The 16236-nt window shown below is 65.7% G+C and carries 12 protein-coding genes; 10 read left to right on the top strand and 2 right to left on the bottom strand.

Translation table 11 applies throughout. The annotated features are described in order from the left end of the window. Positions 1-29: 29 nt before the first annotated feature. Complete coding sequence (locus ACF8GF_RS20330) at positions 30-1247, top strand: MFS transporter (protein WP_392461000.1); 1218 nt, start codon at positions 30-32, stop codon at positions 1245-1247. Between the two features lie 36 nt (positions 1248-1283). On the opposite strand, the gene ACF8GF_RS20335 is transcribed toward ACF8GF_RS20330, so the two are convergent. After that, positions 1284-2594 carry a phospholipase effector Tle1 domain-containing protein gene (locus tag ACF8GF_RS20335; protein WP_392461001.1) on the bottom strand — a complete coding sequence of 437 codons (1311 nt, stop codon included), beginning with the start codon at positions 2592-2594 and terminating at the stop codon, positions 1284-1286. Between the two features lie 228 nt (positions 2595-2822). On the opposite strand from ACF8GF_RS20335, the gene ACF8GF_RS20340 reads away from it, so the two are divergent. The 6 genes from ACF8GF_RS20340 to ACF8GF_RS20365 are packed head-to-tail and all read left to right on the top strand — an operon-like array spanning position 2823 to position 9634. Then, positions 2823-3782, top strand: coding sequence for a MoxR family ATPase (locus ACF8GF_RS20340; RefSeq protein ID WP_176684475.1), 960 nt, complete (start codon positions 2823-2825; stop codon positions 3780-3782). 4 nt (positions 3783-3786) lie between these two features. Beyond that, positions 3787-4731, top strand: coding sequence for a DUF58 domain-containing protein (locus ACF8GF_RS20345; RefSeq protein ID WP_176684476.1), 945 nt, complete (start codon positions 3787-3789; stop codon positions 4729-4731). Beyond that, positions 4728-5222: a DUF4381 domain-containing protein gene (locus tag ACF8GF_RS20350; protein ID WP_003247240.1), complete on the top strand. Its 495-nt coding sequence runs from the start codon at positions 4728-4730 to the stop codon at positions 5220-5222. Before ACF8GF_RS20345 ends, ACF8GF_RS20350 begins: the two co-directional genes overlap by 4 nt. After that, positions 5215-6291, top strand: coding sequence for a vWA domain-containing protein (locus tag ACF8GF_RS20355; RefSeq protein WP_392488420.1), 1077 nt, complete (start codon positions 5215-5217; stop codon positions 6289-6291). Before ACF8GF_RS20350 ends, ACF8GF_RS20355 begins: the two co-directional genes overlap by 8 nt. Then, positions 6288-8006, top strand: a complete 1719-nt coding sequence (locus ACF8GF_RS20360; protein ID WP_176684478.1) for a tetratricopeptide repeat protein — start codon at positions 6288-6290, stop codon at positions 8004-8006. The genes ACF8GF_RS20355 and ACF8GF_RS20360 overlap by 4 nt, the downstream gene beginning before the upstream one ends. Beyond that, positions 8003-9634: a BatD family protein gene (locus tag ACF8GF_RS20365; protein ID WP_176684479.1), complete on the top strand. Its 1632-nt coding sequence runs from the start codon at positions 8003-8005 to the stop codon at positions 9632-9634. The genes ACF8GF_RS20360 and ACF8GF_RS20365 overlap by 4 nt, the downstream gene beginning before the upstream one ends. A gap of 72 nt (positions 9635-9706) precedes the next feature. On the opposite strand, the gene ACF8GF_RS20370 is transcribed toward ACF8GF_RS20365, so the two are convergent. After that, positions 9707-10138, bottom strand: a complete 432-nt coding sequence (locus tag ACF8GF_RS20370) for a DUF2628 domain-containing protein (RefSeq protein WP_003247236.1) — start codon at positions 10136-10138, stop codon at positions 9707-9709. A gap of 477 nt (positions 10139-10615) precedes the next feature. On the opposite strand from ACF8GF_RS20370, the gene ACF8GF_RS20375 reads away from it, so the two are divergent. From ACF8GF_RS20375 to ACF8GF_RS20385, 3 genes are read left to right on the top strand one after another with little or no spacing between them, the layout of a single operon-like run. Next, positions 10616-11854 carry an exonuclease SbcCD subunit D C-terminal domain-containing protein gene (locus tag ACF8GF_RS20375; protein ID WP_176684480.1) on the top strand — a complete coding sequence of 413 codons (1239 nt, stop codon included), beginning with the start codon at positions 10616-10618 and terminating at the stop codon, positions 11852-11854. Further along, positions 11851-15495: an AAA family ATPase gene (locus ACF8GF_RS20380; RefSeq protein ID WP_176684481.1), complete on the top strand. Its 3645-nt coding sequence runs from the start codon at positions 11851-11853 to the stop codon at positions 15493-15495. The genes ACF8GF_RS20375 and ACF8GF_RS20380 overlap by 4 nt, the downstream gene beginning before the upstream one ends. Beyond that, positions 15492-16085: a glutathione S-transferase gene (locus tag ACF8GF_RS20385; protein ID WP_392488421.1), complete on the top strand. Its 594-nt coding sequence runs from the start codon at positions 15492-15494 to the stop codon at positions 16083-16085. Before ACF8GF_RS20380 ends, ACF8GF_RS20385 begins: the two co-directional genes overlap by 4 nt. The last annotated feature ends 151 nt before the right edge of the window (positions 16086-16236 follow it).

The following is a 16236-nucleotide window of genomic DNA, read 5'->3' on the forward strand; positions in this document are numbered from 1 at the left end:
GGGGCGCACGCTGTTCAACAGGTATCGACATGCCCCACCCTGGCCCCAAGCTGCTGACCCAAATTGCTGCCGTGCATTTCGTCAGCCATGTGCACATCATGCTGATCCCGGCGCTACTGCCGGTGCTGCCCGGCCTGCTGGGCGTGGGCTTCGTAGAGCTCGGCGTAGCCCTGGCAGTGTTCAACATCGTCTCCGCGCTGGTGCAGGCCCCGCTGGGTTACGCCGTCGACCACTACGGTGCACGTAAAATGCTCAAGGCCGGGCTGCTGTTGGGCAGCCTCAGCTTTGTGCTGCTGGCGGCCAGCCCCGGTTACGCGGTATTGCTGGTGGCGATGGCCATGGCTGGCCTGGCCAATGGTGTGTATCACCCGGCCGACTATGCGCTGCTGGCCAACGGCATCGAGCCAGCACGCCTGGGGCGGTCGTTCTCTATTCATACCTTTGCCGGCTTCCTCGGTTCGGCCGTTACACCTGCAGTATTCCTCGGCATCGCCGCAGCGTTCGGCACGCGGGCAGCCCTGGCGGCGGGCGCGGTATTCGGGGTAGCCGCGCTGCTGCTGATATCGATACCCGGCAGCGGCGTGTACCGGGTCGCCAGGCCAGCCAACCCACAAGGCGCAGGCCCGGCCGCAGCAACAGTCCGCGTACGCTTGTTCACCCCCATGATCGGCGTGCTGACGGTGCTGTTCATCCTGCTCAACCTGAGCACCAGTGCCATCGAGAAATTCTCCGTGGCCGCCCTGGTCCAGGGCCAAGGCCTGACGCTGGCCTGGGCCAACGCCGCGCTCACCGCTTTCCTGCTGAGCAGCGCAGCCGGCGTGCTGTGCGGGGGCGCTTTGGCCGACCGTACCCGCCGCCATGGCCTGGTGGCGGCACTGGCCTTCGCGCTGGCGGCTGCGCTGACCGCACTGGTGGCGCTGGGGCTGCTGCAGGGCTGGGCGTTGGTGGTCGTACTGGGTGCCATCGGCTTGCTCACCGGGGTCATCGCCCCATCACGGGACATGCTGGTCAAGGCGGCGGCGCCACCCGGGGCCGAGGGCAAAACCTTCGGCCTGGTGTCGACCGGGTTCAACGTCGGCGGGGCCATCGGGCCGGTGGCATTCGGCTGGATGCTCGATCAGCGCCTGCCCAACGGGATTTTCATCGCATCGGTGGTATTCATGCTGCTGACAGTGCTGCTGACCCTGGCACAGGAGACGTATTCAGCCAGGAGACGCGCGACAGAACAGTTGGCGCGCGCCCAGTAGGACCCGGTGCAGCATTGCCAGGCCACGATCAATCATTCATTGCGCCGGGTTGGCATGCATCACTCGCCCGCCTGCCCCCGGCCGATTGACGAACAACACATCCAGCACACTGTTGCGCAAGCCCTTCAGTGCATTCCAGTTCGCTGACGCATGCACGTATCTGTCGCGCAACAGCCGCTGTTCTTCCTCGCTCAACCCCACCTGGCCAGTTTCCCCCAAGGCAAAGGCATGCAATTTGCGGCTGATACCCGACAACTCATCCGGCAGCCAATGCTCAGCCTGCGCCCCCAACGGCGCAAATGGCACGCCAGCGCGCACCGCCAACGCCCGCATCACGCTCAAGTACACCCGGGACAGGTGCCCCGCCACTTGCCGCTCCCGGTACACCGCCGCATAGACCTGCTTTTGCGCCTCGTCCCGCCGCCCACCGGCAATCGGCTCCTCCCAGGTCATCACGCGCGGCCTGGGTTCGCCCATGTCGGCAAACGCCGAAGCCAGCAAGGCACTCACCTTGGCATGTACGCGGCACTGCTCGACGCACATGCCTGCGGGCACCCGCTGGGACTGCGGCTTGCACAGCAGCACCTGCTCCAGGAGGGTCTCCGGGTAACCACCACCAATGTTCGAGTGCACGCCCGGCAGCACGATGTCGTGGCCACTGCGCACCAGCGGGAAGTTATGCCGCCGCTCGTCCTCGGCCACCAACTGCACCACGTGCCGGGCAATATCCGCACCCAGGCCCAGGCGCAGGCCGCCGTGGCGGTCGTCTGCAGGGTCGAAGTCACCCTGTAGGGGCGCGACGATTGCCGCCACGGTGTCGAACAGGCCAATAAAGTTGATCGAGGTTTCGCACGCCACCGACAACAGCCAGCCCGCGCCATCGTGCAGCAGGTTGGCCAGATGCCGCACCGCTGCCGCGCCGCGGCTGAAACCGAAAAGGTCGAACTCGACCCCTTCCAGCGTTGCCTGCGGATGCGCCCGGCGCCACGCCTGCAGTTGCTCGGCCATCCCCTGCAACGCCTCGGCCACCCGCGCCTCGGCACCCGTGCGCCCGTGCCCGGTGGCCGAGGCGTAGACATGGTCGGCTTCACCCGCCAACGTGCCCACGCCTTCCACATAGCGCTTCAAGAACGCCTGGGCCCCGTCGGCACTGACCGCATCAGCCGGATACAGCGCATGCAACAGGGCCACATTGCTCAAGGCGTTGCCATAGCTGCCGCCTTTGTCCTCCTGCTCACCCACCGTCGTGGCATTGTGCAGGTTGTTACCGGTGCCATCGAAGAACACGCCAAAACGCAGGGTGACCGGCGTAAGGTTTGGCGTGCTGCCGCTGCTCATTTTCATCATCGTGCCTTCTGCTTGCCCAAAAAGCACAAGCAGGCGCCAGCACGCCGTCACGGAACATCAGGCAATGGCCAGCCATACGTGGGACATTTCTTTACCCGCATGCCCGACTGCAACGATAAATTTACCCGCCGCCATTGGTCGCCGCCCCCCCGGATAGATTAAAGTATCACCCCTTGCCAAGGCTGCTGCCTCACGCCGCCTCAGGCCCCCTACCAGGAACCGTCGCCGATGGAACACCGTGAAGCGCTGATCGCGCTGCGCACTTTTCTTTCTACCCAGATCCTAGGCCAGGAAAAACTGGTCGAACGGCTGTTGATCGTGCTGCTGGCCGACGGCCACATGCTGGTCGAAGGGGCACCTGGCCTGGCCAAGACCAAAGCCATCAAAGAACTCGCAGAAGGCATCGAAGCGCAGTTCCATCGCATCCAGTTCACCCCCGACCTGCTCCCGGCCGACATCACCGGCACGGAGATTTACCGCCCGGAAACCGGCAGCTTCGTGTTCCAGCAGGGGCCTATCTTCCATAACCTGGTGCTGGCCGACGAAATCAACCGCGCGCCGGCCAAGGTGCAGTCGGCGCTGCTCGAAGCCATGGCCGAGCGCCAGGTCAGCGTGGGCCGCAGCACCTACGACCTGTCGCCGCTGTTTCTGGTCATGGCCACGCAGAACCCGATCGAGCAGGAAGGCACCTACCCGCTGCCCGAAGCCCAGCTCGACCGCTTCCTGATGCATGTAAAAATCGGTTTCCCCGATGCCGCCGTAGAGCGGCGTATCCTGGCGCAGGCCCGGGGTGAAGCTCTGGGCGGCGAGACCAAGCCTGAGCGCCGGGTCAGCCAGCAGGCCATCTTCGCCGCGCGCAAGGAAATCCTTGGCCTGTACATGGCCGACGCAGTGGAGGAATACCTGGTGCAACTGGTCATGGCCACCCGCACTCCGGCCAAGTTCGACACCGAGCTGGCCGACTGGATCGCCTACGGCGCCAGCCCGCGCGGCTCCATCTCGCTGGACCGCTGCGCGCGCGCCCACGCCTGGCTGGCCGGGCGCGACTTCGTCAGCCCCGAAGACATCCAGGCCGTGCTGTTCGACGTACTGCGCCACCGTATCATCCTCTCGTTCGAGGCCGAGGCGGCAGGGATCGACCAGGACCGCGTGATCCAGCGCATCCTCGACGTCGTCGCCGTTGCCTGAGCCCATGCCCACTGCGCAGCTGGCCGAACATGGCATCCGCATTGGCCTTGCCGATCTGATCGACATGCGCCACCGCGTGCGCGAAATCCAGCTGTTTTCCAAGCCCGGCCAACGCAGCCCGCTGGTTGGCCTGCACCATTCGAGGCTGCGCGGGCGCGGCGTCGACTTCGACCAGGTGCGCGTTTACCAGGCCGGCGATGATGTGCGCAACATCGACTGGCGTGTCACTGCGCGGACCCAGGAGCCGCACACCAAGCTGTTCCACGAAGAACGCGAGCGGCCGATCTTCATCCTCGTCGAACAAAGCCAAAGGCTTTTCTTCGGCTCGGGGCTGATGTTCAAGTCCGTTTTGGCGGCCCAGGCGGCGGCGCTGTTCGGCTGGGCAGCGCTGGGCCACAACGACCGCATCGGTGGCCTGGTGTTCGGCGACAACGAACACCACGAAGTCAAACCCCGGCGCAGCAAACAGAGCCTGCTGCAACTGCTCAACCGCTTGGCAAAGGTCAACCAGTCACTGCACACCGAAGCCGTACCGGGGGCCGATAGCCTCGGCCTGGCCCTGCGCCGCGCCCGCGAAGTGCTGCGTCCCGGCAGCCTGGCCATCGTGATCTGCGATGAACGCTCGCTCAGCGCCCAGGTGGAACAGCACCTGGCCATGCTCTCACGGCATTGCGACCTGCTGTTGCTGCCGGTATCCGACCCGCTCGACCACGCGTTGCCCGCCGCCGGCCTGCTGCGCTTCGCTCAGCGCAGCGCCCAGCTGGAGCTAGACACCCTCGACGCCAACCTGCGCCAGGCGTACCGCCAGCAGGCTGAAGCCCGTATCGAGCGCTGGGAGCTGATGGCGCAAAAGCTGAGGGTGGTACTGATGCCACTGAGCACGCAAAGCGAAATGGTCGAACAACTGCGCGAGTACCTGAGCGCCCAACGGCCACGGAGCGCGTCATGAACCCGCTCGACCAGTTGCACCCACTGATCGCCCCGGCACCGGTCAGCCTGTGGCCACCCGCACCGGGCTGGTGGCTGCTGCTGGCCGTCCTGCCGCTACTGGGCTGGGGCCTGTGGCGGCTGCGCCGCTGGCGCCCGGGCAAACGCCGCATCGTGCGCGCCGAACAACCCCTGGACCCGGTGCGCCTGGAGGCCTTGGCCGAGCTGGCCCGCCTGCCACGCCCGTATGACGGTGCCCCGGCTGGCGCCTGGCTGCAACAGATCAACGCCCTGCTCAAACGCCTGTGCCGCAACCACTACCCAGGCGCCAACAGCCACACCCTCAACGGCCGCCAGTGGCTGGCCTTTCTCGACAACCGCTGCCCGGCCGCCGGCCTGACCCGCTGGATGGTACTGGTCGAAGGCGCCTATAAACCCGAGTGCAAGCTCGATGACAAGGCCATCGCCGGGCTCAGCCAAGCCGTCGAAACCTGGATCCGCAAGCATGTTTGAACTGGCCTGGCCGTGGGTCTTCGCCCTGTTGCCGCTGCCATGGCTGGCGCGCCTGCTGCTGCCCGCAGCCGACAGCGGTGAACCGGTGCTCAAGGTGGGTTTCCTCAACGAGCTGGAAGGCCTGGCCGGGCGCCGCGCACGGCTCAACCTGCCCACCTTGCGCCAGCAGGCACCGTTCGTCGTCATCTGGCTGTTGCTGCTGTGCGCCGCCGCTCGCCCGCAATGGCTGGGCGAACCGGTGCCGATCGCCGCCAGCGGCCGCGACCTGCTGGTGGCGGTGGACGTGTCCGGGTCGATGGACTTCCCCGACATGCAGTGGAAGAACGAGGACATCAGCCGCCTCGATCTGGTCAAGGCGCTGATGGGCGACTTCCTGCAAGACCGTGAAGGCGACCGCGTGGGCCTGATCCTGTTCGGCAGCCAGGCCTACCTGCAGGCGCCGCTCACCTTTGACCGGCGCACCGTGCGCACCTTCCTCATCGAGGCGCAGATCGGCATCGCCGGCAAGAACACCGCCATCGGCGACGCCATTGGCCTGGCGGTCAAACGCCTGCGCGAGCGCCCGGCACAAAGCCGGGTGCTGGTGCTGATCACCGACGGCGCCAACAACGGCGGGCAGATTCACCCGCTGACAGCCGCCCGCCTGGCGGCCCAGGAAGGCGTACGCATCTACACCATCGGTATCGGCGCCAACCCCGAAGCCAGTGGCACCCCAGGCCTGCTCGGCCTTAACCCGAGCCTGGACCTGGACGAAGCCGCGCTCAAGGAAATTGCCGACATCACCCACGGCGCCTACTTCCGCGCCCATGACGGCGCCGAACTGGACGCTATCGGCGATACCCTCGACCAACTGGAGCCCGTGGCCCAGCAACCGACCCAGGCACGCACAGCCCAGGCTCTTTACGCCTGGCCCCTGGCGCTGGCGCTGCTGCTCAGCGTGCTGCTGGTGGTGGCCGTGCAGTGGCCCGACAACCGGTTGCAACGCCTGCTGCGCAAGCCGCGCTTCCTGCAGCCGCACCCGGAATGGCGCCAACGCTTGAAGCGTTTGCGTTTAAGGAGGCGGCGATGATCGACTTGTGGCCCCAATGGCTGCGCCCACTCTGGCTGCTGGCAGTTCCCGTGCTCGGCTGGCTGCTGTACAAGCTGTGGCACCGGCGCAAACGTGCCGGGCGCTGGCAGATGATTCTGCCGCCAGCCTTCCATGGCGTACTGCTGGGTGGCGGCAGCGGCAGCACCAGCAAACTGCCGTGGGTGGCATTGGGCCTTGCCTGGTTGCTGGTGGTCCTGGCGCTGCTCGGGCCCAGCTGGCAGCGCCTGGAAGAAAGCCGTCAGCGCCCGGCCGACCCCCTGGTGATCCTGCTCGAACTGACCCCGCAAATGCTCGCCGAGGACAGCCCGCCCAACCGCCTGGAACAGGCGCGGCGCAAGATCCTCGACCTGCTTGAACACCGCCGCGACAGCCAGACGGCGCTGGTGGTGTATGCCGGCTCCGCGCACACCCTGGTGCCGCTGTCTGACGACCTGGCCACCACCCGCAATTTGCTCGAGGCCATCGACCCGTCGATCATGCCAAAACCCGGCCAGCGTGCCGACCTGGCTGTGCAAAAAGGCCTGGCGCTGCTGGCCCAGAGCGGCCTCGGCCAAGGCCGCCTGCTGCTGGTAGGCTCGGCGCTCAGCGACGCCGAGCGCCAAGGCATCACCCAGGCCCTCGGCCGCCAGGGCCCCAGCCTGCTGATGCTGGGCATCGGCAGCCGCGAAGGCGCCCCTGTGCGCCAGGCCAATGGCGAATACCTTAAAGACGACCAGGGCGGCATCCTCTTGCCTCGCCTGGACAGTGCCAGCCTGAAAGGTTTTATCAGCGGCACGGGTGGTCGCTACCGGCACGCCCGCATCGACGACCTCGACCTGCGTGGCCTGGGCCTGTTCGACAACCCGCGGAGCGGGCGCAATGACGGCCAGACCCTGCAACTGGACAGCTGGGCCGACCAAGGTTACTGGCTGCTGATTCCGTTGTTGCTGCTGGCCGCCTGCGCAGGCCGGCGCGGCTGGCTGTTCTGCCTGCCACTGCTGCTGGCATTGCCGCAGCCCGGCCACGCTTTCGAGTTCAACGACCTGTGGCTGCGCCCCGACCAGCAAGGCCAGAAGCTGCTGGAGCAAAACCGCCCGGCCAGCGCTGCGCGTCACTTCCAGAACCCGCAATGGCGCGGCATGGCCCTGTACCAGGCCGGCGACTACGCCGGTGCTGCCGAGGCATTTTCCCAAGGCGACACAGCAGCAGCCCACTACAATCGGGGCAATGCCCTGGCCCATGGTGGCGAGCTGGAAGCCGCCCTGGATGCGTACGAACAAGCCCTGGAGCGCCAGCCCGACCTGCAAGCCGCGCTGGACAACCAGGCGCTGGTGCAGCAACTGCTGCAGCAACGTGAAGCCAAGGCCGAGGAACAGCCACCCGGCAACGATGCCCAAGACACGCCCGGCAGCGAAACCGAAGGCAACAGCAGCTCGGCCAGCAGCCCGGCCCAAGGCACACCCGGCAACGACCAACAGGCCAGCCCCGAACAACCCGGCGAAAGCAGCAGCAACAGCCAGGCCGCCCCCGGCAACCAGGCCGGGGGCGACGACAGCGTCATCCAGCCGCCCCAGCGCCCAGTGTCGACCAGCCTCGACGGCGAACAGCGCCAAGCCCTGGAACAATGGCTGCGGGAAATCCCCGACAACCCGGCAGAGCTGCTGCGACGCAAATTCTGGTATGAACAGCAATTGCATCAGGAAAAATCACGATGAGTCGCTTCGGCGTCTTTCTCCTCACCCTGCTGTGGGCCGTGCTGGCCCAGGCCGAGCCGCTGCTGCAGGCCAGTGTCGACCGCACCCGCCTGGAAGCTGGCGAAAGCCTGGAACTGACCCTGGAAAGCCAGGACGTCACCCAGTTCGGCAAGCCCGACCTGCGCGCCCTGGAAGGTGACTTCGAAGTGCGGGGCACGCGCCAGCTGAACAGCCTGCACACCCTCGACGGCGAAACCCGCGCCAGCACCCGCTGGATCATTACCCTGCTGCCACGGCGCAGCGGTAGCCTGCGCATCCCCGAGCTGCAACTGGGCCAGTCGCACAGCCAGGCCATCGAACTGCAAGTGCTGCAGGCCGATGCCAGCCGCCAGGAAAACGCTCAGGTATTCATCGAAGCGACCCTCGACAACCACGACGTCTATGTCCAGGCCCAAGCCGTGCTGACCCTGCGCATCTATCACTCGGTCGCGCTGTACGACGACAGCAGCCTCAGCCCCCTGCAACTGGAGAACGCCAAGGTCGAGCCGCTGGGCGAGTCGCGCACGTATGAAAAGGAAATCAACGGCGTGCGTCATGGCGTGATCGAAACCCGCTATGCGGTGTATGCCCAGCAAAGCGGTACCCTCGACATCCCGCCGCTGACATTCACCGCCACGGCAGCCGCCAGCAACGACGCAGCAGCGCAGGCCAATGGCGCGGCCCGCGCCGGCCATCAGGTCCAGGTCAGCTCGCTGCCCTTGCGCCTTAACGTACGGCCGATTCCGGCAGCCTGGCCGGCTGGCTTGCCGTGGTTGCCAACCAGCAGCCTGACCCTGGAAGAGCACTGGAGCCCCGACCCCGGCAGCCAGCAGGTACAGATTGGCGACTCGCTGACACGCAGCATCACCTTGCGTGCCGAAGGCTTGTCCAGCACCCAACTGCCACCGCTGCCGGCCACAGAAATCATCGGCCTGCGTCGCTACCCTGACCAGCCACTGCTGCGCAACGAAATCAGCGAACGGGGCATGACCGCCAACCGCGAAGAGCGCGAGGCCCTGGTGCCGACCCACAGCGGCACGCTGGCCTTGCCGGCGCTGGAAGTGGCCTGGTGGAACACCCGCGAAGACCACCTGGAACACAGCAGCCTGCCGGCACGCACGCTGAACGTGCAGGACAACCCGGCACTGAGCGCCGACACCCCGGTGGGCGACAACAGCAGCGCCAGCACCCTGCTGTGGCCCTGGCAGCTGTCCACACTGGTGTTCGCCCTGACCACCGTGCTGGGCTTTGCCCTGTGGTGGCGCGCCCGGTCGCGGCCAGCGGTGCTGCGCACGGCGCAGAACGGGCCAAGCCCACGCACCTTGCTGGACGACCTCAAGCGCGCGTGCCAGGCCAACGACCCTCAGGCTACGCGCCAGGCGCTGGATGCCTGGGCCCGGCAACAACCGGAAACCCTGGCCGAGATGGCGGCGCGCTTCGTACCGTTGTCGGATGCGCTGGATGGTTTGAACGGGGCGTTGTACAGCGAGAGCGGGCAGTATTGGCAGGGGGAGGATTTGTGGCGGGCGATTGGTACCATTCCGCCAGCTGAGCAGGTATTGCTGCCGGCGGGTGAGAACGGCAGTTTGCCGCCGCTCTACCCCAAGTGATGCGCAGTGGCTGGTTGCGAATTTTCAGCTCATGGCCGCCCCTGACAACACTTGCCGAATGTACCAGCCGAGTCAGATGAACCGCTGCCCCTCGAACGGGTTCCAGCTCTGCTGCCCTTTGGCCTGCTTCAGGTAATAGGCCCGGTTGGTCAGGAAGCTGTACAAAAACGCAAACCCCATGCTGATACCGTTATCCAGAGGACGCGGGATTTCGCTGCCCGTCGCGACCTCATAGACGCTCAGCAGCAGCCCGATGCCGATGATGATGGCCAGCATGACCAGGTTCTTCTTCCACAGCCCCAGCACGAACCAATAGATCGGGCCGAAGAAAAAGGCTATGAAATTGTTGTTGATCAGCAACTTCTTCCCGAACGGCAAGGCGCGGAATGCGGCTTTGTATGACTCGGAGGTGGGGGCGCCGTACTGATCGAAGAAGGCGAAACGCTCCCGCCATTTTGGCTTGAGGTTATCCGGGGAAGATTGGGTCTGAGGGATGCCTTCCATTGGTGACTCCTGTGATTGTCGTCCGTGGGTTTCGAATAGCCGTGATCATGGCCGTTTCGGAGGGTAAATCAGCATACTTTTGAGGGCAAGCTTGATCCCTGGTGCAAAGCGAGAGCCAGCTCACAGAACGTTCAAGGCGGAAGTGGCCGAGCGTGTGCTCGATGCTTTGCCGCGACATGTCCGTGGGGCAAACCGAGATGCGCGACACCCTGCTATCAATATGGAACCAACGTGGCAACCCGCGTCAACGCCTGGAGTCGCAGGACGCTACTGCGATAAGCCAATGCCATCCATGAACAAGGGGTTCAATGCGCGGGCTTGCCTGCAGGACAACCAGCACCGTGCGCCCATGAGATCAAGCGCTGAACTTTCGGGCCGCACAGCGGCCCCGTGCATGGGTTACCATACCGCCCTTGCGCAACACCCATCACCCAAGCCAAGCCCTCGCTTGCTCGACTCGACACCAACAGGTCATCCATGCGTCTGTTTCATACCTCCGACTGGCACCTGGGCCAAAGCCTGCACGGCCAGGAACGCGATTTCGAACACGCCTGCTTCCTCGACTGGCTGCTCGGCCAGCTACACCTGCGCCAGCCGGATGCGCTGCTGATTGCGGGCGACATCTTCGACACCGTCAACCCGCCCGTCAAAGCCCAGGAACGCCTCTACGACTTCATCGTCCAGGCCCACGAGCAGCAGCCCAAGCTGGACATCGTGATGATCGCCGGCAACCACGACTCCGGTTCGCGCATCGAGCTGCCCGCCGCGCTCATGCGCCGCCTGCGCACCCATGCCCTGGGCCGTGTGCACTGGCTGGACGAGGGCCAGCTGGATGCCGAGCGCCTGCTGATTCCGCTGACCAACGGCCGTGGCAAGGTGGCCGCCTGGTGCCTGGCCCTGCCGTTCCTGCGCCCGGCCGAAGTGACCGGCCCGCAGTTGGGTGACGACTACCTGCAAGGCATCACCCAGGTGCACCAGCAACTGATCGCCGCCGCGCAGAAGAAGCGCAAGAAAGACCAGGCGCTGATTGCCATCAGCCATGCTCACATGGCAGGTGGCGCGGTGTCGGAAGACTCCGAACGCAGCCTGATCATCGGCAACGCCGAGGCGCTGCCGGCCAAGCTGTTCGACAAGGCTATCAGCTACGTCGCCCTGGGCCACCTGCACAAGCCGCAGAAGGTCAACCGCGAAGAACGCATCCGCTACAGCGGCTCGCCAATCCCGCTGTCGTTCGCCGAAATCAACTACCCGCACCAGGTCCTGGAAGTGGAGTTGGACGGCAACGGCCTGGTCAGCGTCGAGCCACGCCCCGTACCACGCGCCGTGGCCCTGCAACGGGTGGGCCCGGCACCGCTGGGCGAGCTGTTGCAGCAACTGGCCGACCTGCCAGTGATCGACCTGCTTGAAGACCCCAACCGCCAGCCCTGGCTGGAGGTGCGGGTGATGCTCGACGAGCCGCAACCCGACCTGCGCCAGCAGATCGAAACCGCGCTTGAAGGCAAGGCGGTACGGTTGATCCGCATCAGCGCCGAATACGCTGGCCGCAACAACGCCGAAGACGATGGCCTGGCCTTTGTCGAGCTGGCCCAGATGACCCCGCAAGACCTGTTCAGTCGCGCCTGGGAGCAAGCCTACGGCAACCCCGCCGACGAGCAGACCCTGGCCGACTTCGCCCTGCTGTTGCAGGACGTGCTGCAGGAGGAGGAACAGCCATGAAAATTCTCGCCATCCGCCTGAAGAACCTGGCATCGCTGGCCGGTCCGATCGACATCGATTTCACCGCAGAACCGTTGGCCAGCGCTGGCCTGTTCGCCATCACCGGGCCTACCGGCGCCGGCAAGAGCACCCTGCTCGACGCCCTGTGCCTGGCGCTGTTTGGCACCGTGCCGCGCCTCAATGACATTGGCCGTGAGGCCAAGGTGCCAGACGCCGACGGCGAAATCCCCACTTCCGACCCGCGCAACCTGCTGCGCCGTGGCACCGGCAGCGGTTTTGCCGAGGTCGATTTCGTCGGCATCGACGGCCGCCGCTACCGCGCCCGCTGGGAAGCCAACCGTGCCCGCGACAAGGCCAACGGCAAACTGCAGCACAGCCGCCAGAGCTTCTACGACCTCGACAGCGAGCAGGTGCTCGGCAGTGGCAAGAACGAATACAAGCAACTGGTCGAAGCCCGCCTGGGCCTGAACTTCGAACAGTTCACCCGTGCGGTGATGCTGGCCCAGAGCGAGTTCGGCGCGTTCCTCAAGGCCGATGACAAAGACCGCAGCGAGCTGCTGGAAAAGCTCACCAACACTGCCATCTACACCCGCCTGGGCCAGCGTGCCTTCAGCAAGGCACGCGAAGCCAGCGAGGCACACAACGCCCTGAAAGAACGCGCCAGCCACCTGCTGCCGATGGCTGCCGAGGCCCGTGCCGAGCTCGACCAGCGCCTGGAGCAGGCGCAGCAGCAGTTCAAGACCGACCAGGCCGGCGAGCGTCAGCTGGAGAAGCAACGCAGTTGGCTGAATGAGCAACGCCAGCTACAGGCCCAACACACCGAAGCCAGCACCACGCTGCAGGCCGCCGAACTGGACTGGCAACAGCTGGCCGAACCACGCCTGGACCTGGTACGCCTGGAGCGCCTGGCCCCACAGCGTCACCAGTTCCACCGCCGACAGGCACTGAGCGCACAGCTGGCGCCAGTGGCGGCAAAAATTGCCGAGCAGCAACAGCAACAAGCCGAACTGCAGGTGCGTACCCGCGAGCTCGAACAGGCGCTGGACCATGCGCGCCAAGCGCTTGCCGACCGCCAGGCCCAGCACGTCGAGAACGCGCCGCGCCTGCGCCAGGCTTTTGCCGCGCAGGACAGTCTGGCACGCCTGGACCAGGAACTGGCCGCCGAGCGCAACATCAGCCAGCAGGCGCAACAGCAGCTCGCTGACGGCCAGCAGCAACTGCAGCAGCTGGAAGACAACCAGCAGCGCAGCGTGCAGCAACTGGCGCAGATCGAAACCGCGCTTGCCGACAGCCAGCACCTGGCGGGCCTGGCCAATGCCTGGCACGCCTACCTGCCGCAACTGAAGCAGGTAATGCTGATCGGTGGCCGCCTGACCAAGGGCCGAGAAGAGTTACCCGGCCTGCAGGCCCAGGCCAGCCAGGCCAATGCGCACCTGCAGGCCGAGCGCGACGCCTACGACCTGTTGTTCCGTGAAGCCAAGGCCGAACCCCAGGCCCTTGCCGAGCAGATCGACCTGCTCGGCGGCATGCTGCAGGACAACCGCAAACAGCAGCGCGCCGTAGAGGAAATGTCACGCCTGCACGGCCGTGAACAGGAGCTGCGCCAGCAGCTGGACGCCCTGCGTGAACGGCAGCAGCAGGCCATGCTGCAACGCCAGCAACTGATTACCGAAGGCACTGCCGCCAAGGCCGAGCTGGAGGCCGCCGAACAGGCGTTGGTCCTCACCCGTCAACTGCTGGAACGGCAACGCCTGGCACGCAACACCAGCGTCGAAGAACTGCGTGGACAATTGCGTGACGGCGAACCCTGCCCGGTCTGTGGCAGCGCCGAACACCCGTTCCATCAGCCAGAAGCGCTGCTGCAGAGCCTGGGTCGCCATGACCAGGCCGAAGAGCACGCCGCGCAGAAACAGGTCGAAACCCTCAACAGCAAGCTGGTGGAACTGCGTACCCAACTGGGGGTGGTCAACGCCCAGCTCAAGGACTCCCAGCAGCAACAGCAGCAACTGGGTGAACAGTTGCAACCGCTGGTGGCTCAGGTGCAGGCACACAGCCTGTGGCCAGCCCTCGCCCCGCAGGACGACAAGGCCCGTAGCACCTGGCTCGACGGCCAGCTACGTCGCCTGGATGAAGAAATCAGCCAGGACGAGAAACGCCAGAGCGCCCTGCTGGCTCTGCAAAAAGACGCCGCCCGCCTGAACCAGCAATTGCAGGCGGCCTACGACGCCCAGCAACAGGCCCAGCGCCATCTGGAGCAACAGCACCAGGCCCTGGCCAACGATGAGCAGCAGTTGCAGCAAGGCCTTGACGACCTGGCCGGCGTCTTGCCCAAGGAAGCCCTCAAGGCCCTGAACGAAGACCCGGCCAATGCCTTCCTCGCCCTCGACCAGCAGATTGCCCAGCGCCTGCAGCAACTGGACCAGCGCAAGGACGAACTGGAAGAACAGCAAGCCCGCCAAACCCAGCTGGACAAGCTGCGTGATCAACAACAGACGCGCCTGCAAGGCCAGCAGCAGTTGCAGCAGAAACTGGCCGCCCTCGACGAGCAACGCCAGCAAGCCCTGGCCTCACTCGGCGAACTGCTCGGCGAACATGCCAGCGCCGAAGCCTGGCAACAGCACATGGACACCGCGCTGGAACACGCCCGCGCCCTTGACGCCGACACCGCCCAGCGCCTGCAGGAGCTGCGCACCCAGGGTGTACAACTGGCCAGCGAACTCAAGGCCAATGCCCAGCAGCAACAGGCGCTGGAAAGCGAGTGCCAGCAATTGCAGGGCCAGATCGCGCAATGGCGCAGCGAGCATCCGGAGCTGGACGACGCCGGGCTGGATCGCCTGCTGGCCATGGATGACGCCCAGGTGAATGAGCTGCGTCAGCGTGTTCAAGGTGCCGAGAAGGCCATCGAACAAGGCCGCGTGCTGCTGCAGGAACGTGAGCAGCGCCTGCAACAACACGCCGCACAAATGACCGTGGACACCTCGGCCGAAGCCCTGGAGCAGGCCCTGGCCGAACTGCGCGGGCGCCTGGCCAACCATGAGCAGCAGTGCGCCGAACTGCGCGCGCAACAGGCCGACGACCAGCGCCGGCAGCAGGCCCACCAGGCGCTGACGGCAGAAATCGAACAGGCCCACCAGCAGTGGCAACGCTGGGCCCGCCTCAATGCCCTGATCGGTTCGGCCTCGGGCGATGTGTTCCGCAAGATCGCCCAGGGCTACAACCTCGACCTGCTGCTGCACCACGCCAACGCCCAACTGCGTCAGCTGGCCCGCCGCTACCGCCTGAAGCGCGGCGGCAGTGCCCTTGGCCTGCTGGTGCTGGACACCGAGATGGGCGACGAACTGCGTTCGGTGCACTCGTTGTCGGGCGGGGAAACCTTCCTGGTGTCGCTGGCCCTGGCCCTGGGCCTGGCGTCGATGGCTTCCAGCACCCTGCGTATCGAATCGTTGTTCATCGACGAAGGCTTCGGCAGCCTCGACCCCGAGTCACTGCAGTTGGCAATGGACGCCCTCGACGGCTTGCAAGCCCAGGGCCGCAAAGTGGCGGTGATTTCCCACGTACAGGAAATGCACGAGCGCATCCCGGTACAGATCCAGGTGCGGCGTCAGGGTAATGGCCTGAGTGACGTGGAGGTGTGCGGGTGATCCTCTACTCGTTCCGCCGCTGCCCGTGGGCCATGCGTGCGCGCCTGGCCCTGCGCTATGCCGGCTGCGAGGTGGAGATCTGCGAAGTGGCGATGAAGAAAAAGCCGGCAGAGCTGCTGGCCTTGTCGCCCAAGGGCACGGTACCGGTGCTGGACACCGGTGCCGGGGTACTTGAAGAGAGCCTGGACATCATGCGCTGGGCGCTGACGCAAAACGACCCGCAGGACTGGCGGCTACAGGCCAACCCTGTGGCTGCACAGCAGGCTGAAACGCTGATTGCGCGCAATGACACCACGTTCAAGGCGCATGTGAACCTGTACAAGTATGCCGAACGTTACCCGGAGCATTCCCGCGAACATTACCGCCAGCAGGCCGAGGCCTGGCTGGCGGAGCTAGAAGGCCTGCTGGCGGGCCAGCCCTACCTGCTGGCCGACCACCCGAGCATGGCCGATGCCGCGTTGCTGCCTCTGATGCGCCAGTTTGCCGGGGTCGAACCGCAGTGGTTCGCCGAGGCGGCTTATCCGCGGGTACGGAGCTGGCTGGAGGGGTGGCTGGCTTCGGAGCTGTTCAAAGCGATCATGGTTCGCTGAACAGGGTGGAAATTTGGCCAGCAGGGCCGGCCCTTTCGCGGGTGAACCCGCTCCTACGACGGCCTGTGTCCACCACCGATCTGCGTGTAGGCGCGGGTTTACCCGCGAATACGGTGTCGGCGGCAACAGTGAACGGCGCGTGAAAATTGGC

Origin of the sequence: Pseudomonas sp. yb_5 (assembly GCF_043103865.1) — a bacterium.
GTDB lineage: Bacteria > Pseudomonadota > Gammaproteobacteria > Pseudomonadales > Pseudomonadaceae > Aquipseudomonas > Aquipseudomonas putida_Y.